The organism is Caenimonas soli, from assembly GCF_013155545.1.
GTDB classification, from domain to species: domain Bacteria; phylum Pseudomonadota; class Gammaproteobacteria; order Burkholderiales; family Burkholderiaceae_C; genus Ramlibacter; species Ramlibacter soli.
Genome location: NZ_JABJVV010000016.1, coordinates 53829 through 71813, shown reverse-complemented (window position 1 = coordinate 71813; position 17985 = coordinate 53829). Strand labels below are relative to the sequence as shown.

17 protein-coding genes and 1 pseudogene are annotated in these 17985 nt (G+C 66.4%); 13 read left to right on the top strand and 5 right to left on the bottom strand.

The window, feature by feature from the left end; translation table 11 throughout:
• Positions 1-30: 30 nt before the first annotated feature.
• Positions 31-867, top strand: coding sequence for a M48 family metallopeptidase (locus HNE04_RS21805; RefSeq protein ID WP_172223978.1), 837 nt, complete (start codon positions 31-33; stop codon positions 865-867).
• 5 nt (positions 868-872) lie between these two features.
• Here HNE04_RS21805 and HNE04_RS21800 read toward each other — a convergent pair whose 3' ends face one another.
• Together HNE04_RS21800 and HNE04_RS21795 are read right to left on the bottom strand one after the other, a co-directional pair.
• On the bottom strand, positions 873-2195 hold the full coding sequence (locus tag HNE04_RS21800) for a sialidase family protein (RefSeq protein ID WP_172223976.1): 1323 nt from the start codon (positions 2193-2195) through the stop codon (positions 873-875).
• Positions 2196-2216: 21 nt separating this feature from the next.
• Complete coding sequence (locus tag HNE04_RS21795; protein WP_172223974.1) at positions 2217-3101, bottom strand: DMT family transporter; 885 nt, start codon at positions 3099-3101, stop codon at positions 2217-2219.
• A gap of 52 nt (positions 3102-3153) precedes the next feature.
• Between HNE04_RS21795 and pyrF the strand changes: the two genes are divergently transcribed.
• The 4 genes from pyrF (at position 3154) to HNE04_RS21775 (ending at position 6950) form a co-directional block, all read left to right on the top strand.
• Complete coding sequence (gene pyrF / locus HNE04_RS21790) at positions 3154-3978, top strand: orotidine-5'-phosphate decarboxylase (protein ID WP_172223971.1); 825 nt, start codon at positions 3154-3156, stop codon at positions 3976-3978.
• Positions 3979-3996: 18 nt separating this feature from the next.
• The gene (locus HNE04_RS21785) at positions 3997-4890 is read left to right on the top strand and encodes a LysR family transcriptional regulator (protein ID WP_172223968.1); all 894 of its coding nucleotides are present in this window, start codon (positions 3997-3999) and stop codon (positions 4888-4890) included.
• 99 nt (positions 4891-4989) lie between these two features.
• Positions 4990-5979, top strand: a complete 990-nt coding sequence (locus HNE04_RS21780) for a Bug family tripartite tricarboxylate transporter substrate binding protein (protein ID WP_172223965.1) — start codon at positions 4990-4992, stop codon at positions 5977-5979.
• Complete coding sequence (locus HNE04_RS21775; RefSeq protein ID WP_172223962.1) at positions 5976-6950, top strand: M14 family metallopeptidase; 975 nt, start codon at positions 5976-5978, stop codon at positions 6948-6950. Before HNE04_RS21780 ends, HNE04_RS21775 begins: the two co-directional genes overlap by 4 nt.
• Positions 6951-6963: 13 nt before the next feature.
• On the opposite strand, the gene HNE04_RS21770 is transcribed toward HNE04_RS21775, so the two are convergent.
• Positions 6964-7407: an acyl-CoA thioesterase gene (locus HNE04_RS21770; RefSeq protein WP_172223959.1), complete on the bottom strand. Its 444-nt coding sequence runs from the start codon at positions 7405-7407 to the stop codon at positions 6964-6966.
• An 88-nt stretch (positions 7408-7495) separates the two neighbouring features.
• Between HNE04_RS21770 and HNE04_RS21765 the strand changes: the two are divergent.
• Positions 7496-8121: pseudogene (locus HNE04_RS21765) on the top strand (zinc-binding dehydrogenase).
• A gap of 138 nt (positions 8122-8259) precedes the next feature.
• A complete protein-coding gene (locus HNE04_RS21760; RefSeq protein ID WP_172223956.1) occupies positions 8260-8640 on the top strand; it encodes a hypothetical protein in 381 nt (126 codons plus the stop codon).
• A 24-nt stretch (positions 8641-8664) separates the two neighbouring features.
• On the opposite strand, the gene HNE04_RS21755 is transcribed toward HNE04_RS21760, so the two are convergent.
• Entirely contained in the window at positions 8665-10359 is a 1695-nt protein-coding gene (locus HNE04_RS21755; RefSeq protein WP_172223953.1) for an AMP-binding protein, read from the bottom strand.
• Between the two features lie 62 nt (positions 10360-10421).
• Entirely contained in the window at positions 10422-11786 is a 1365-nt protein-coding gene (locus HNE04_RS21750) for a glycerate kinase (protein ID WP_172223951.1), read from the bottom strand.
• A 100-nt stretch (positions 11787-11886) separates the two neighbouring features.
• Between HNE04_RS21750 and HNE04_RS21745 the strand changes: the two genes are divergently transcribed.
• Genes HNE04_RS21745 through HNE04_RS21725 form a run of 6 tightly spaced genes read left to right on the top strand, consistent with a single transcriptional unit; the run spans position 11887 to position 17974 of the window.
• A complete protein-coding gene (locus tag HNE04_RS21745; RefSeq protein ID WP_172223949.1) occupies positions 11887-12612 on the top strand; it encodes a GntR family transcriptional regulator in 726 nt (241 codons plus the stop codon).
• Positions 12609-13565: a D-2-hydroxyacid dehydrogenase gene (locus HNE04_RS28180; RefSeq protein ID WP_235965286.1), complete on the top strand. Its 957-nt coding sequence runs from the start codon at positions 12609-12611 to the stop codon at positions 13563-13565. The genes HNE04_RS21745 and HNE04_RS28180 overlap by 4 nt, the downstream gene beginning before the upstream one ends.
• On the top strand, positions 13565-14983 hold the full coding sequence (locus tag HNE04_RS21740) for an amidase (RefSeq protein WP_328700385.1): 1419 nt from the start codon (positions 13565-13567) through the stop codon (positions 14981-14983). The genes HNE04_RS28180 and HNE04_RS21740 overlap by 1 nt, the downstream gene beginning before the upstream one ends.
• A gap of 11 nt (positions 14984-14994) precedes the next feature.
• On the top strand, positions 14995-16359 hold the full coding sequence (locus tag HNE04_RS21735; protein ID WP_172223947.1) for an amidohydrolase family protein: 1365 nt from the start codon (positions 14995-14997) through the stop codon (positions 16357-16359).
• Between the two features lie 58 nt (positions 16360-16417).
• Positions 16418-17632, top strand: coding sequence for an ABC transporter substrate-binding protein (locus HNE04_RS21730; protein ID WP_172223944.1), 1215 nt, complete (start codon positions 16418-16420; stop codon positions 17630-17632).
• Between the two features lie 18 nt (positions 17633-17650).
• Entirely contained in the window at positions 17651-17974 is a 324-nt protein-coding gene (locus HNE04_RS21725; RefSeq protein ID WP_172223941.1) for an NIPSNAP family protein, read from the top strand.
• Positions 17975-17985 lie beyond the last annotated feature (11 nt).

Here is a 17985-nt window from a genome sequence, read left to right as displayed (position 1 = left end):
GGCGAAAGGGTGCGTCATTATGATGGGTTCATGTGCCAGCACTGCTACGCCAAGTCATCTGCCTGGATGCCGCGCCGCGGCTTTTTATTGGCCGCCAGTGCGGCCGCCGTCACGCCGGTGTTCGGCCAGGTCGATGTGGGCGATGCATCCCGCATGCGCAGCCTGGTTCCTGCGGCTGAGATCGAGGCCGTAGCGACCCAGCAATACACCCAGATGATGGAAAAGGCCCGCGCACAAAAGGCCCTGGCGCCGGAGAGCCACCCCCAGCTCCAGCGGTTGCGCGCGATTTCTTCGCGCCTGATCGCACACACCGCCAAGTGGAACGACCGCGCGCGGCAGTGGCGCTGGGAGGTCAACCTGATCGGCAGCAAGCAAATCAATGCCTTTTGCATGCCGGGCGGCAAGATCGCCGTGTTCACCGGCATCCTGGACCAGCTCCAGTTGACCGACGACGAGACGGCCATGGTGGTGGGGCATGAGATGGCACACGCGCTGCGCGAGCACGCGCGGGCACGCATCGCCAAGAGCCAGGGCACGGGTGCGTTCCTGTCGCTGGGCGCCGCGCTGCTGGGCCTGGGCCAGCTGGGCGACGTTGCGGCCAGCATCGGCACGCAGCTGCTCACCTTGAGGTTCAGCCGCGAGGACGAGATCGATGCCGATCTGGTGGGGCTGGAACTGGCGGCGCGAGCCGGCTTCAATCCCGACGCCTCCATCAGGCTGTGGGAGAAGATGAGCCAGGCCAAAGGCGGCAACGGCGGCCCGACTTTCCTGTCCACCCACCCGACCGGGCCCGACCGCATCAAGCGCCTGCAGGAAAACGTGCCGAAGGTGCGCGCCCTGTACCAGCAGGCGATCGCCCGGCGCTAAGCGACTCAGCGCGGCAGGGAGCCACGCATCAGCCAGACGCGGCTGTGCGATCCCTGCTTGAGGCTGCTGTTGACGATCGCCAACTGGCCGCCGGCGCTCACCGCGATTTTTCTCATCAGCAAGCCTTGGCTGCTGCCATTGAAACCGCCGGCCGCGTCCGCGCTGTCCGGTACCAGGGTGGGATTCGAAAAACTACGTCCACCGTCGCCCGATGTTGCAAGCGCCAAGCCGCGCGGCGGTTGCCGCTCGTCGGCATAGAGCTCCCACAAGACATAGACCCGTCCCTGCGCATCGACGCTCAGCCCCGGGAAGGCCGCGCCGGTAAACGATCCTGGCATCGGACTGGAGATCTCGCGCGGCGCTTCGAAACTGCGCCCGCCGTCCGTGGACCGTGTGTAACGGATGTGATAGCGGCCGAAGGGGCCGCCCGAGCTTTCAGCATAGACCAAGTGCAACACTCCGCCCGGGCCCATGGCCAGCTTGGGCGCATCCGAATAGTTCTTGCTGGGCGCCACCCGCTCGGGCCGGCTGAAGCTGGCGCCGCCATCCAAGGACTTCGCCAAATGGATATCCGCGCCCGCGTCCTCGCCGGTCGTCCAGGTCAAGTACACGGCGCGATCGGGCCCCAGCGCCAGCGACGGTGCCCTTGCGGGCTTGCCGCCGGCGGCGATGCGTTGCGGGGGCGAGAAGCTGCGGCCCCCATCGGCGGAACGGCTCAACCACAAGGGGCCGTCGTATTCGGTCCACGCTGCGTAGAGCATTCCATGTGGGCCTGCCACCAGATCCAGGCTGCCGTTGTGCCAGATCTCGCGGTTGATGCGCCCCTTGCCGTCGCCGCCCAGCGATCTTGAAAGGTTCACGGCTTTCGAAAACGATCTGCCGCCGTCATCGGACTTCGCGAACAGGATGTCGCCGCCGTGCGAGCCGCCCGAGAAAATGATCTCCTGCCACAACACGAAGACCGCATCCGGCGCGTCGGGCGCGATCGCAACGCGCGGCAGCCAGGAAAAAGTCAGCGGCAGGCGCGACACATCGCTAGCCCGTTCCAGCTGCTTCTTGCCGTCCGCCGAGAAACGCTGGAACAGCACGGCCTTGCTGGCCTGGTCTACCCAGACCACCGCCACCTCACCCCGGCCGTTGATGGCGACCGACGGGTCGTCCACGAAGTCATAACGCGAATCGTTCTGCTGCCAGGGCCCGCGCACGCCGCCGCCCCTGGCGATCTCCGTGCTGGCTTGCCACACCAGGGGCGCCGCCGCCCACGCGCTCGATATCGCCGGCAGCAGCAGAACGATTGCGAGAAGCCGGCGCAGTGCTAGTGCGTGCATGGCCCTTGGACCGGCAAAGGGCTAGGCAGTTTCCTTGGCCGGCCACAGCACGGAAGCGATGGCAATCACCATCAGCAGCACCGCGGCCCAGTCCTGCCAGTTCAGCACTTCGCCCAGCCACAGGGCGCCGCTGAACACGCCGAGCACGGGGATGAACATCACGCTCAGCGTGGATGCGACCGGCGGCAGCGAGCGGGCCAGATAGAACCAGGCGGCGTGGGCATAGCCGAAGATCAGCACGGCGTTGTAACCGATGGACCAGGCCGCCGGCGCGCTCGGCACCTGCCACTGGTCGCGCTCGAACACCGCGGCCAGCACGCTCAGCACCAGGCCGGCGGCCACGGTCATCCAGAACGACAGCGTGAGCGTCGGCAAGCCGATCTTGCTGCGCCGTAGCAGCTGCGTGCCCAGCGCCCAGACGGCGGCCGCGAACAATGCCAGCGCCACGGCACCGGGGCGACCGGCCAGGCCGGTGAATTCGTGCCACAGCAGCAGACTGACGCCAAGCGCCGCAGCCGCCACGCCCAGCCAGGTGCGCTTGGACATCACGGCCGAGAAGACCATGGCTCCGATGAGGGCCGAGAAGATCGGCATGGTGTAGCCCAGGATGGCAGCGCGTCCGCTGGACAGGGCTTTGACGGCCAGGATGATGCAGACATGCCAGATCAGCATGTTGCTCACGGTGAGCAAGGCCAACTCGGGCCAGTGGCGCCGCGGCACCCGGAATGGGACCTTGAGCAACACCAGCGCCAAGCCCAGCACGGGAATGCCCAGCAGGATCGACAGCGCGCGAAAACTCAAGGGGGGAAAGACGCTGACGCCCTGCTTCATCACGGGCCAGTTGAAGCCCCAGACCACGGTGAGAACGATGAGGGTGACGAGTTGTTGTTGGGTCAGCCGTTGCATAGGCTGCGCATTGTGGACTGATAAGCAAAAGCCCGCTTACTACAATCCACCCATGACCTTCATCGAAATGCTGCAGGACGCACAGCGCCGCAATGGTTCCATGCTCTGCGTGGGCCTGGACCCCGAGCCCGCCCGCTTTCCGGCGCACCTCAAGGGCGATGCCAGCAAGATCTACGACTTCTGCGCCCGCATCGTCGATGCCACGGCCGACCTGGCCATCGCCTTCAAGCCGCAGATCGCGTACTTCGCCGCGCACCGCGCCGAAGGCCAGCTCGAGCAGTTGATGGAACACATGCGCCGCAATGCGCCCCATGTCCCGGTGATCCTGGACGCCAAGCGCGGCGACATCGGTTCCACCGCGGAGCAATACGCCAAGGAGGCTTTCGAGCGCTATGGCGCCGACGCGGTGACCTTGTCGCCCTTCATGGGCTTCGATTCGGTGCAGCCTTATCTCAGATTCGAGGGCAAGGGCGCGTTCCTGCTGTGCCGCACCTCCAATCCCGGTGGCGATGACCTGCAGAACCAGCGGCTGTCGTCGATTCCAGGCGAGCCGCTGCTGTACGAGCATGTGGCGCGGCTGGCGCAAGGGCCCTGGAACCTGAACGGGCAGTTGGGGCTGGTGGTCGGAGCGACTTATCCGGCCGAAATCGAAGGTGTGCGCAAAGTCGCGCCGAGCGTGCCCCTCTTGATTCCCGGCATTGGCGCGCAAGGCGGGGATGCGATTGCCACCGTGAAAGCGGGCTGGCGTGCAGATGCGCCGATCGTTGTGAGTTCTTCTCGGGCGATTCTTTATGCCTCGGATGGGGAAGGTTTCGCCGAGGCGGCGCGGCGCGAGGCGCGCAGGACACGGGATCTGTTGCAGGCCGCGCGTCCCTAACCAGGTAGGCCTGGCGCCATGCAGCTCAAATGGCTGGAAGACTTCATGGCCCTGGCGCAGATGCGCAGCTTCGGACGTGCAGCCGAACTGCGTCACGTCACGCACCCGGCATTCGGGCGACGCATCAAAGCGCTGGAGGCCTGGGCCGGCACGCCGCTGATCGAGCGCGGCAGCCTGCCCGTCACCCTGACCGCAGCGGGCGCAAGTCTGCTGGACAACGCGCAGCAGATGTTGGGCAGCCTGGGCCACGCGCGCAATGCGCTGCTCGATGCCGCGGGGCGCCAGGCGGGCACCGTCACCCTGGCCACCGGACGCACGCTGGCGCGCACCCTGCTGGCCGATCTGCTGCTGCACCTGAGGCCGGTGCTGGCACAGGGCGAGTTGCGCATCCTGACCCGTTCGCTGACCGATACGGTGCAGATGCTGGAACGTGGCGAAGCCGACTTCATGCTCATCTACCACCACCCCCTGCTGGCGCTGCGGCTCAGCGCCAAACAGTACGCGCACCTCACGCTGGCGCAGGACAAACTGGTGCCCGTGTCGCGGGCCAATGCCCAGGGGCGAGGCCAGCACGGCTTTGGAGCCAGGACCGCCGCGCCCTACCTGGCTTATGGCGGCACGCTCGCGCTCGGCAGGCTGGTCGAGGATCACCTGGCGAACAATCCGCATGCGCCGCGCCTGAAGCGCGTGATCGAGTGCGATTCGGCGGATGCCGTCTTCGAATACGCACTCAAGGGTCTGGGCGTGGCATGGCTGCCCTGGTCCATGGTGTCGGGCGCCTGCAAGGCCGGCCGGCTCGTCGTGCTGGGCGACGCGCACGTAGAGGTCGGCTTTGAAGTCCGCGCCTATCGTGCCAAGCGTCGCCTGAGTCCACCGGCCGAGCGCTTGTGGCAGATACTCGAGCAGCGCTGAGCCGCGTGCCGGAAAAGTCCTGAAGTGTGCCGAAATGGCACAGGGTGCCAGGATTCGAGAGGAATAATCCAGTCATTCACATCGCTTTCAGGAGCTGCAATGCCTGCCTGTTTTCCCGCGCGCCGCGCCGCTCGCCTGTTCGCCCTCTCCGCCCTGCCGATGCTGGCGGCGCTGCCATGTGCGGCGCAACCCGATGCCTATCCCAGCAAGCCCATCACCATCGTGGTCGGTTACCCGCCTGGCGGCAGCACCGACCTCAATGGCCGCACCCTGGGCGCCGAGCTGTCGCGCAAGCTCGGCGTGCCGGTGATCATCGACAACGTGGGCGGCGCCGGCGGAGCGATCGGCGCGCAGAAGGTGGCCAACGCCGCACCCGACGGCTACACCCTGCTGGTCGGCGCGAGCAACGAGATCGCGATCAACCGCCTGGTGTCGAGCGCAGTCCGGTACGACCTCAAGGACTTCACCCCGATCGGCCTGATCGCGGCCCAGCCCATGGTGCTGGTGGCCTCGCAAAAATCCGGCGTCAAGACCGTGGACCAGTTCATCAGCCTGGTTAAACAGAACCCCGGCAAGTACAGCTACGGCAGCTCGGGCGTGGGCACGGCCCTGCACCTGGCCGGCGAGATGGCCAAGGACCAGGGTGGCCTGTTCATGACCCATATTCCCTACCGCGGCGTGGCGCCGCTCGCCAACGACCTGCTGGGCAACAACATCGATTTCGGCGTGTTCGTGCTGTCCAGCGGCCTGCCGCATATCCGCAGCGGCAAGGTGGTGGCACTTGGCACAACCGAGGCGAAACGCTCGCCGCTGACGGCCGACATCCCCGCCCTTGCCGAACACCCCAAGCTCAAGAACCTGGACATCAACATCTGGTTTGCCCTGATGGGGCCGGCGCGCCTGCCCGAGCCGGTGGTGGCCAAGCTCAAGACGGCCTTGAACGAGTCACTGAAAACGCCCGAGTTGCGCAAGAAACTAGAGGACTCGGGCTCCACCGTCTCGTCTCCGAACGTGGACATGACGAAGTTCCTGAACCAGGAAACCGCCAAGTACAAGCGCATTGTGGATTTCGCGAAGATCAAGGAATGACCAGCCTGGAATTTCAGTTACCCAAGCCCGATATCGCCGCCTGGCGCGCCGGCAACACCGGGGTCGAGGGCGTCTGGCAGTTCGACTCGGGCCGACCGGGCCGTCATGTGCTGATCACCGCGTTGATCCACGGCAACGAGCTGTGCGGTGCCTGGGCGCTCAAGGGATTGTTGGAAGCGCAGGTACGGCCGCATCAGGGGCGGCTGACTCTGGCCTTCTGCAACCTCGCCGCGTTCGACCGCTTCGATCCCGGCAATCATGACGCTTCGCGCTTCGTGGACGAGGACCTCAACCGCCAGTGGTCGCCCGAGCGCATCCAGGCCGGGGGCACGCAGGAGCGTCGGCGCGCGGCCGCGCTGCGTCCCTTCGTCGCCGAAGCCGACTGGCTGCTCGATCTGCACAGCATGCACGAACCCGCCGCGCCGCTTTTGCTCACGGGCATGCAAGCGCGCAACCTGGCGCTGGCGCGCACACTGCGCAGCCCCGAGCACATCGTGGTGGACCCCGGCCACAAGGACGGTGTGCGCATGCGCGACTACGGCCGCTTCGGTGACCTGTGCGCCGACGGAAGCGACAACGGCACCCGATCGCTTCTGATCGAATGCGGTTTTCATGGCCATCTCGAAAGCCGTACCGTGGCGCAAGACCTCTGCGTGCGCTTTCTGCAGGCCTCCGGCGTTCTGGAGGCGGCGCAGTGCGAGCGTCTGCTGCCGGGCTGGCGACAGCCCGATGCACCGCGCCAGTGGGCACTGGAAGTGACCGGCGCGGTGGTCGCGCGCAGCGCGAATTTCCGATTCGCCGAGCCCTTCAGCGGTCTCGAAGTGATCGCGCGCGCCGGCACCGTGATCGGCTGGAACGACGGCGAGCCCGTGCTCACGCCCTACGACGACTGCGTGCTGGTCATGCCCTCCATCCGGCAAGCCCAGTCCGGCGTGACCGTCGTGCGCTGGGCCCGGCGGCGCCCGCTCTGAGCGCCGCGCGCGGTCACTTGCCCGCTGCGCGCGACGCGTCGAGCTGGGCGCGCGCCCGCTGCGCCAGCGCCACATCGGCGGGCGTCTCGGGTTTCCAGGGCGCCACCGGCACCGGCTTGCCCTTCTCGTCGACCGAGACGAAGACGATCAGGCACTCGGTGGTGGTCTGCAGCTGGCCCGCCTTCATGTCGCCGCTGCGCACCTCTACCGAAATGTTCATGCTGGTGGAGCCGGTGTAGGCCAGGCGGGCCTCCACTTCCACCAGGTGGCCGATGCGAACCGGGTGATGGAAGCGGATGCCGCCGACGAACACCGTGACGCAGTAGCGCTTGGCCCAGCTGGTGGCGCAGGCGTAGCCGGCCTCGTCGATCCATTTCATGACGGTGCCGCCATGCACGTTGCCGCCGAAGTTGACGGTGCTGGGTTCGGCGAGAAAGCGCAGGGTGATGGAAGACATGGCTGAATTATCGTGTAACGGATAGGGTCAAGGCCCCCCGATGATCGCCCCGCGGCCTAGACTGGGCTCTTCCCCGAGGAGTCCCTGCATGAGCATCGCCTACGGCTACGCCGCGCGGTCGGCGACCACGCCGCTCGCCCCCTTCACTTTTGAGCGCCGGGCGCCGCAGGCGCGCGACGTGGCCATCCAAATCTTGCATTGCGGCGTCTGCCATTCCGACCTGCACACCGTGCGCAGCGAATGGGGACAGGCCAACTATCCCTGCGTGCCCGGCCATGAGATCGTCGGCCGGGTCACGGCTGTCGCCGACGACGTTTGGTGCTGTTCACCACCTCGCCCGGCAAGAAGGACGACGCGCTCCGGCTCGGCGCCAAGGAGGTGGTGGTCTCGAAGAACAGCGATGAGATGAACGCCCACCTCAACAGCTTCGACTTCATCCTGAACACCGTGGCCGCCCCGCACGACCTCGATCCGTTCCTGACCCTCTTGAAGCTGGACGGTACCATGACCCTGGTGGGCGCGCCGTCCTCGCCCCATCCCTGGCCCGGGGTGTTCGGCCTGATCATGAAGCGCCGCCGCCTGGCCGGCTCGCTGATCGGCGGCATCCCCGAGACGCAGCAGATGCTCGACTTCTGCGCCGAGCACGGCATCGTGGCCGACATCGAACCGATCGCGATGGCTCAGATCAACGAGGCTTACGAACGCATGCTGTGAAGCGATGTGAAGTACCGGTTTGTGATTGCGCCGTTGCGCGAGAACGCGCGGGGCTGAGGTGTCGAGTTTCTCCAACAACAAGCGAGCGAATGGCCGCGCTGGGTTCACTTCCCTCTGCGCCTCCACTATATTGCCCGCATGTCCGCCCATACCCAGATCCGCCTCGCCTCCCTGTCTTGCGCCGCCTATGGTGCGCTGCTCGTGAGCGGTACCGTCTACCACTTCCAGCGCACCGGCAGCTTCCGCGCCCTGGGGCACAGCCTGGCGCAACCCACCCTGTGGATCGCGCTGCTGATCGCCGCGCTGGTGACCTTCGGCTTGTGGCAGCGCCATGCCTGGGCCTGGTGGCTGGGCATCGCGTCTGCGGGTTACCAGATCTTCCGGATCGCCAGCGCGTACGTGCACGGGCGCGGCTTCGGCCACATGCCGGGGTTCGCCACGCTGCTCGCGCTGGCGCTGCTGCTCCTGATACCGGTGCTGCTGTTGCCGCGCAAGTCGCGCCTGGGGTGTAACCGCTGAGGTGGCGGTCCCTGACGCTTGCCGCTACGCGGTCCGCTGCTCGGCGATGTTGAGCTCCGCCTTCATGATGTCCCGCATGACGAATTTCTGAATCTTCCCGGTGATCGTCATGGGAAAACGGTCCACGAACCTCACGTATCGCGGCACCTTGTAGTGCGCAATCTGCCCCTTGCAGAAAGCGCGTATGTCCTCTGCCTCCACGTGGTGACCAGGCTTGAGCACGATCCAGGCGCACAGCTCCTCGCCGTATTTGGCATCGGGGACGCCGACGACCTGCACGTCGGACACGGCGGGATGACAGTACAGGAATTCCTCGATCTCGCGCGGGTACACGTTCTCGCCGCCGCGGATCACCATATCCTTGATGCGGCCCACGATGTTCACGTAGCCGCGTCCATCCATGGTCGCCAGGTCACCGGTGTGCATCCAGCCCTCGTCATCGATGGCTTCGGCCGTTTTCTCTGAATCGCCCCAGTAGCCATGCATGACGGAATACCCCTTGGTGCAGAACTCTCCGGTGGCGCCCACCGGCAGCAGCGCACGGGTTTCTGGATCGACCACCTTGATCTCCAGGTGCGGGTGCACCCGGCCGACCGTAGAAACGCGCGTCTCCAACGGCGTATCGGTCGTGCTCTGGCAGCTGACGGGGCTCGTTTCCGTCATGCCGTAGGCGATGGTGACTTCGCTCATGCGCATGCGGCTGACCACCTGCTTCATCACTTCGATCGGGCAAGGGGAGCCGGCCATGATGCCGGTTCGGAGCGAAGACAGGTCGAACTCGTCGAACCGCGGGTGCGCGAGCTCGGCGATGAACATGGTCGGCACGCCGTGCAGGCCCGTGCACCGCTCGGCCTGCACCGTTTCCAGCACGGCCAGCGGATCGAACCCGTCATTGGGATAGACAATGGCGGCGCCGTGGGTGAGGCAGGCAAGATTGCCGAGCACCATGCCGAAGCAGTGGTAGAGCGGAACCGGGATGCAGAGCCGGTCGTGTTCCGACAGCTTCATGGCCTCGCCGATGAAAAAGCCATTGTTCAGGATGTTGCGGTGCGTGAGGGTCGCGCCCTTCGGGAATCCCGTGGTGCCGCTCGTGAACTGGATGTTGATCGGGTCGGTCGCTTTCAAGGCTGCACCGACCTTTTTCACCGCCGGGTCCGCCTCATCCCCCTTGGCCATGAGCTCCGCGAAGCTGAGCATGCCCGGCTCGGGCCGTTCCCCAAGTTGCACAACCCATTGCAGTTGCGGCGCGCGTGCGCAGTGGAGCCTGCCGGGCGTCGCCGTCGCCAGCTCAGGCGCCAGCTCGCGCACGATGGCGAGGTAGTCGCTGGTCTTGAACGCCGTCATCGTCACCAGCAGCTTGCAGCCCACCTTATTCAGCGCGTACTCGAGCTCGGTGACGCGGTAGGCGGGATTGATGTTGACGAGGATGAGGCCGGCCTTGGCCGTCGCGAGTTGCATGAGCAGCCACTCATAGCTGTTGTGCGCCCAGATGCCGACGCGGGCGCCGGCCGCAAGGCCGCAGCGCATCAGGCCGCTGGCCAATTGGCTCGATGCCGTGTCGAGCTCGCGATACGTGAAGCGCCTGCGCTGGTGTCGCGACACCAGCGCATCGCGGTCGGGGAAGCGACGGGCCATTGCCTCGAAGTGGCGCCCGATCGTCTCTTCGATGAGCGGCACCGCCGTGCTCCCTGCATCGTGACTGGTCTCCAGTTTTCGCATACTTCTCCTTGGAGGGTAAATTGCGGTCTTTGATCCGTGCAGCTTAGAGGAACGCGGCGCGGCTAGCGAATGAGCATCAGCTTGAGGTCGTTCACGTTAGACCCTGTGGCGCCCGTGACCACTGCGTCCGATAGCGCCTGCAGCGCGTCGCTGGCCCGGTGCTCCAGCAGCGCCTTCGCCACGTCGATGTGGCGGGCAGCGGCGTCCTGGCGGGTCAGCGCGTCGCACAAGCCGCCGGCCAGATCGGTCGGGCCGTCCGTGCCGTCGGTGTCGGCGCCGAGCAGGACCACCTGCGCGTCCGGCAGGTGCATCGCGCCCGCGAGCGCGAATTCCTGGTTGGGGCCGCCGCGGCCGCCGAAGCCGCCCATCGTCACGATCGTCTCGCCTCCGCCAATGACGGCGCAGGGGGGGCGGACAGGCCCCTCGCGGTAGACGATCTCGCGCGCGATGGAAGCGAATACGTGCCCAAGGCTGGAGCTCTCGCCCTCGAAGCAAGAGGACAGCAGCAGGGTGCTGTAGCCTAGCTGCGACGCCGCCATCAGCGCGGCGTCAGCGGCACTGGAGGCGGACAGCAGCAGTTCGTTCTGGATGGGGTGCGGCAGCTGCTTCGGCGTTTCCCGCACCGGTCCGCCTTCGCCGAAGAAGCTGGCGACGCGGGCCGGAACCCGGTCCCACAGCGCGTAGCGCGTCAAGGTGGCGCGAGCGTCGGCAACGGTGGAAGTGTCCGGCACGGTCGGGTCGGTCACGTAGTCAAGCGCGTCGCCGATCACGTCCGAAGCCGTGATGTTAATGATGCGCACCTGCGGATCCAGCGCCATCGCCAGGCGGCCGCCGCCCACCTGCGACGCATGCTTGCGGACCGCGTTGATCTCGACTATGTTGGCGCCGCAGGTCAGCAGCAGCTTGGTGAGTTCCTGGACGTCATCCAGTTCAAGGCCCTCGCACGGCAGCGTCAACAGCGCGGAGCTGCCGCCGGTGATGCCGCTGATGACGATGTCGCCCGCCGCGACGCCGGCGCACAGCGCCAGTGCCTGCTTCGCGCCGGCGACGCTTGCCGCGGAAGGAACCGGGTGATCCGCGCGCAGCATCGCTATGCGTTCCAGCCCGCGCTCCTGTTCGCCCTTGCAGACGACGAGCCCGCCCGCCAGGCGCGCGCCGAGTATGTCTTCCACCGCCCTGGCGATCGGGAATGACGCCTTGCCGGCGCCGATGAACCACACCCGCTGATGCGGCGCCAAGGCATGACGCCGGCCGCCGACGACCAGTGCATCTTCCTCGAGCCGCAACAAGGCCAGCGACCGGGCGTAGGGATTCACCTCGCCAAGCACCCGCTCCAGGATGCGCAGGGCATCGAGCCTCAGCTCAGGATGGCCGTGCGACAACAGCTCATCCGCATTTTTCACGTACCGGAAATTGGTGGTTTTCAAGGCGTGTCCCTGGTATGTATGTTCCGGTGTCGATTATCAATGATTGATTGTTGACAATCAGCAAAAGTTGACTAAAAATAGGGCCTGAAACATATCAAACATGAAAACCGGACTCGCACAGCAAATCAAGAAAGCACCCCTGGAGCGCCAGGCAGCCGCCGCGCTGCGGGCCAAGGTGTTGTCAGGCGAATTCCCGCCGGGTTACCGGCTGGTCGAAACTTGGCTGGCCGATCAATTCCAGTTGAGCCGCGGCACGGTGCGCGCGGCGCTGAGCCTACTGGTTCACGAAGGCTTGGTAGAGCAGGTGGCCTATACGCGCTGGGCCGTGCCGAACTTGTCCGCGAAGGACGCCTGGGAGCTCTACACGCTGCGCAGTTCGCTGGAAGGCCTGGCGGCACGCCTGGTCACCGAGCGGATGACGCCCGCCAAGGCGGCGGAGTTGTCGGGCGCGCTGCAGCGCATCCAAGATGCGGCTGAGCGGGATGACCGGGGCGCCGTCGATAAGCGCGATGCCGAGCTGCATTCACTGATCGTGAAGCTGGCCGACCATCGCCGGCTGCAGCAGCAGTACACGATCATCGAGCAGCAGACGCGGCGCTACATCGCCTGTTCCAACGCGCTGACGGTGGACTGCGCCGCGATCCTGAAACAGCACGAGCCTATCGTGCAGGCGCTGATCTCTGGAGACCCCGACGCGGCGGAGCGCGAGGCGCAACGCCACAACCTCGAGGAAGGCAAGCTGCTCGTCGCCAACCTGCAGAGCCACGAGGCGGGGCCGGGCGCCGATGCCGTGTCTGAGCGTCGGAAAGCGGGGGCTGACTCATGAAGCCCCGCGTGCTGGTGTACACGAAGTACTCGACCGACCTTCCCCGCTTCGTCGAGATGCTTTCGCCCGACGCAGCGCAAGCCGACTTCGCGTTCGCGACCACCCCGGAGGAGGCCGCGCCGCATCTGCCGACGACGGAAATCCTGTACGGCTGGGGCTTTCCGCTCGCGATGACGAAGTCCATGCCCCGCCTGAAGTGGATCCAGAAGATGGGCGCGGGCGTGGAAGACGTCTCCGGCGTCAAATGGCCGTTCAAGGACTCCGTCATCCTCACACGGACCGACGGGCGGCTGATCGCACCGCGCATGGTGGAGTACGTGCTGGCGGCCGTCCTGCGCCGGACGCTCAAGACCGAAGCCACCGATTCGCTGCGGCGAAGGCGCGAGTGGGGCTACGTCGAACTCGGTTCCGTGCGGCAGGAAACGATAGGGATCGCCGGCCTCGGTGAGATCGGCTCCGAAGTGGCGAAGGCCTTCCGCGCCCTGGGCGCGAAGGTGGTCGGCTGGCGCCGCTCGGACACGCCCTCGCCGGAAGTCGACCGGCTCTTCGTCGGCCCTGAGGGCCTTCGCGACTTCCTGTCCAGCGCGAGCACAGTGGTGCTCGTGCTGCCCAAGACGGACGAGACGCGTCGCCTGATCGGGCGCGAAGCGCTCGCTGCGGTGCGCCCCGGCGTGCATCTGGTGAACGTCGGCCGCGGCGATCTGGTCGACGAGCCCGCGCTGCTGGAAGCGCTAGACAGCGGCCGTGTCGGCCACGCCACCATGGACGTCTTCGCCACCGAACCCCTGCCCCCGGAGCATCCGTTCTGGGATCACCCCAAGGTTTCCATGACTCCGCACCTCTCGGGGCCCCTGATCCCGGAGGACGTGGCGCCGCACTTCCTGCGCAACCTGCAGGCTTACCTGGAACGCGGCACCCTGCAGAACGTGGTCGATCCTCAAAGGCAATACTAGTGAACAGCCGAACCTCCCTCGCCGATACCGATGCCCAGACGCTCTTGACGCTGTACCGCCGGAAGGAGGTTTCACCGGTGGAAGTTCTGGCGGCGGTCAAGGAACGCATCGAGCAGTGCGAAGGCGCCGTCAATGCATTCAGTCACCTTGACCTCGAATCGGCGCAAGCCGACGCGGTTGCTTCCGAAGCGCGCTGGGCGAAAGGCCAGCCGGCGGGGCTGGTCGACGGCATTCCCACCACCGTCAAGGATCTGCTCCTCGCGCGGGGCTGGCCTACACTGCGCGGCTCCAAGACGATCGACGCGAAGCAGCCGTGGGCCGAGGACGCCCCGGCCGTCGCGCGGTTGCGCGAGAACGGGGCCATCCTTCTCGGCAAGACGACGACGCCCGAGTTCGGCTGGAAGGGCGTCTGCGATTCGCCACAGCACGGCGTCACGCGCAACCCGTGGAACCTGGCGATGACGCCGGGTGGCTCCAGCGGCGGCGCGGGCGTCGCCGCCGCACTCGGCATGGGCTGCCTGCACATTGGCACCGACGGCGGCGGCTCGATCCGCATCCCATCTTCTTTTAGCGGCGTGTTCGGGCTGAAGCCAACGTTCGGCCTGGTGCCCGCCTATCCGTTGAGCCCGTTCGGCCGAGTTGCCCACCTCGGCCCGATGACGCGGTCCGTCACGGACGCGGCCGCGATGCTGACGGTGATGGCGCAGCCCGACGTCCGGGACTGGCACAGCCTGCCGCATCGCCCCATCGACTACCGCGTCGGCATCGACGCCGGCATCACGGGCCTGCGGGTCGCGCTCAGTCCCACCCTCGGCTACGCGAGTGTGGACCCGGAGGTGCGCGCGGCGGTCGTGGCCGGCGCGGAAAAGCTGGCGGCCCTGGGCGCCATCGTCGAACAGGTAGACCCCGGCTTCGAGGACCCCACCCGCCACTTCGAGGCGCTCTGGTGGAGCGGCGCCGCCAACCTGCGCCGCTCGATCCCGCGCGAGAAGTGGGCCCTACTGGACCCCGGCCTGCAGCGCTTCGCCGACCTCGGCCAGAAGTTCGACCACATGGAATACCTGGCGGCCATCGACGCCTGCGGCAGCCTGGGCACGCACATGGCGCTGTTCCACGAGAAGTACGACGTGCTGCTCACCCCGACGGTCGCGATCCCGCCATTCGAGGTGAACCGGGTGACCCCCTACGCCGACGAGCAGCAGGCGTGGATCGCTTGGTCGCCATTCACCTATCCGTTCAACCTGACGCAGCAGCCGGCGGCCTCGGTGCCCTGCGGCTTCACGAAGAGCGGATTGCCCGTGGGGATGCAGATCGTCGCGGCGAAATACCGAGAAGACCTGGTCCTGCGCGTCGCGCGCGCTTTCGAGAGCGCGGCACCGTTCGCCATGCCCAATCGTCCGGTTTCAACAAGCGTGTGAAGGAGAAGTAAATGACACGAGTACTGATTGAAGGGGGTTACGTCATCCCGGTGGACACAAACCGTGTCATCGAGAAGGGTGTCGTCGCGTTCGACGGCTCGACCATCACCTACGTCGGTGACGGGAGCGATTTCGACCGCGCCCAGTTCCGCGCCGAGCGCACGGTCGATGCCAGCGGCAAAGCCGTCATCCCCGGCATGGTGAACACGCATACGCACCTGGTGGGCGCGTATATCAAGGGGCTGACCGAAGACGTGCCCGGCAAGGCCAATTCTGCCGGCCTCTACAAGCGGGCGTTGCCTGTGGCCTCACGGGCCGAGGGCGAAGACCTCTACTGGGCCGCGCTCACGCACGGGATGGAGATGGTGATGACAGGCACCACGACCATCAGCAATACCTGGAACGACGAGAAGCACACCGCGCCGGCACTGGTCGACCTGGGCGCGCGCGGCATCCTGAGCGAGATGATCTGGGGGACCGACACCTCCAAGCTGGGCGCCACGGTCATGGATCGCCCCTGGGACACGGGGATGGTGGCGCGGGGCCTGGACAACGCGCGCGAACTGTTCGAGAACTGGCACGGCAAGGCCGACGGCCGCATCACCACCCGCATCTCGCCGGCGGGCCCGGGGTACTGTTCCGCCGATGCGATCGAGCAGTGCCGCGACCTCGCCGCCTCGCAGGGCGTCGGCCTCAACATCCACATCGCCGAAGTGCCGGGCGAGACCGAGTTCGTGCTGAAGCAGTACGGCATGCGTCCGATCGAGCTGGGCCAGAAGCTCGGCATCATGGGTCCGAACACGATCGGCTTCCACTGCGTGTTCCTGTCGGACTCCGACATCGAGATCTTCGCGTCCTCTCAGGCGCACCTCTCGCACACCTCCTTCCACGTGCCCAAGCGCGGCTACTTCCCGCCGATGGAGAAGGTCTACGAGGCCGGGGTGAATGTGTCGTTCGGCTCCGACTGGTGTTCCAACGACCTGTGGAAGTTCATGCGCTTTGGCATCCTGATCCCGCGCGTGAAGACCGGCGACGTCGGCATGCTCAATGGCTACGACGCGCTGCGGATGGCGACCATGGGTGGCGCGCGTGCCGTGGGCATGGCGGACAAGATCGGCTCGCTGGAAGCCGGCAAGAAGGCCGATATCGTGCTGGTCGATCTGGAAACGCCCTGGTGCAACCCGATCTACACGCCCAATCTGATCACCAACCTCGTCTACAACGCTAACGGCAGCGACGTCACCGATGTATTCGTCGACGGCGTGCAGGTGGTCAAGAACGGGGAGATGACAACCATAGACCGCAAGGCCACGCTGAAGGAAACGCAGCGCCGAGCCGAGCGGCTGTGGGCGATCGCTTCGAAGACCTGGGGCTAGAGCTCCCGCTCCCTGCGCACCGGTCCCCTCCCAACCCCCTCTCTTCCTGGAGAAAGCAATGAGAAGCACTTTGGCCCGTTTCACGACAAAAGCCGCCGGCACGGCGCTCGCGCTGGCGTGCGCTTTCGGCCTAGCGTCCACCGCCGCGCATGCGCAGCAGGGTGTCACCCCGACGGAGATCCTCATCGGCGGCTTCGGCCCGCTGACCGGCCCGCTCAGCTGGCTCGGCCAGGGATCGCGCGACGGAACGCAACTCGCCGTCGACGAGATCAACGCGAACGGCGGCATCAACGGCAGGAAGCTGCGCTTCGTCCACCAGCCCGCGGCATCGCCTGCCGAGAGTCTCGCGGCCGTGAAGAAACTGCATGAGCAGCAGAAGGTCTACGCCGTGTTCTCCGGCTCCGGCAGCACCGGCGCTGAGGCGGCTGCGGACTACTTCCGCGAAATGGGCATGCCCGTGATGAATCCGGTGAGCATCACGATGAAGATGCGCGAGCCCTTCACGAAGAACGTCTTCAACGGCGCGCCGCCGGCGGCCAACCAGCTGAACGACCACAACGTCAAGAGCATCCTGGCGGCCAACCCGGCGGCAAAGAATATCGCCGTGCTGGTGGGCACCTACGCATTCCCGCAAGCCGAGTGGAACGCCACCAAGCCGGCGTTGGAAAAGGCGGGTGTGAAGTTCACCACGGTCCAGACCTACGACCTGGGCGACAAGGACTACACTGCGCAGATCGTCGCGATCGCGCGGTCCAAGCCCGACCTCGTCGTGTTCTTCGGTCAGGTTCAGGAAGGCGCGCTGGCCGTCAAGCAGGCCAAGGAGCGCGGCGCGGCCTCCGCACCGTGGTGGGTGGGCGCCGGCGTGGTGACCCGCTCCTTCCCGACCGTCGCCGGCGCGGCCGCCGATGGCGTGCGCTCGGTCTGGCTGCTGCCTTACTACCATGGCGAGAAGGCGCCCGACAACGCCAAGTTCGAAACGGCCTGGATCAAGCGATTCGGCACGCCGCCGGAAGGCCGCCCCGCCTACACCGACGTCATGGGTTATGGCGACATGTATGTGCTGGCGCTGGCGATGAAGAAGGCGGGCAACGACCTGTCCTGGGCCAACCTGATCCGCCAGATGGAGACGCTGAAGGAAGCCAAGCCGTCCGATTTCGGACCCTGGGCCGCCGACGTCATCTTTCCGGAGACCTACGGGCCTACTCAGCGCCAGGGCAACAACCGGACGGTGAACGTGATCGTCAAGGACGGCACCTGGCAGGTCCTGCGCTGACCGACGGCCGAGCGGACGATGCTCTTCGATCACCGTGTCTATCACGTCAAGCCCGGCACGCTGGCCCTGCAGATCGCGCTATACACCGAGTTCGGCCGTGCCGCCCAGTGGCGCCACCTGGGCAAGCCGGTCGTCTTCATGACGGCCGAAACGGGCGAACTCAATACCTATGTGCACGTGTGGGCCTACCGCGATGCGGCGGACCGGGAAGAGCGCCGCGGGCGCCTGAACGCCGATCCACAGTGGCAGGCGTATGCGCAGCGGGCCGCGGAGGCGGGCTACATCGCCGCCCAGCGTACCCAGTTGATGACCGGAGTCGAGTTCAAGGAGGGGCTTGAATGAGCCGCTGCAAG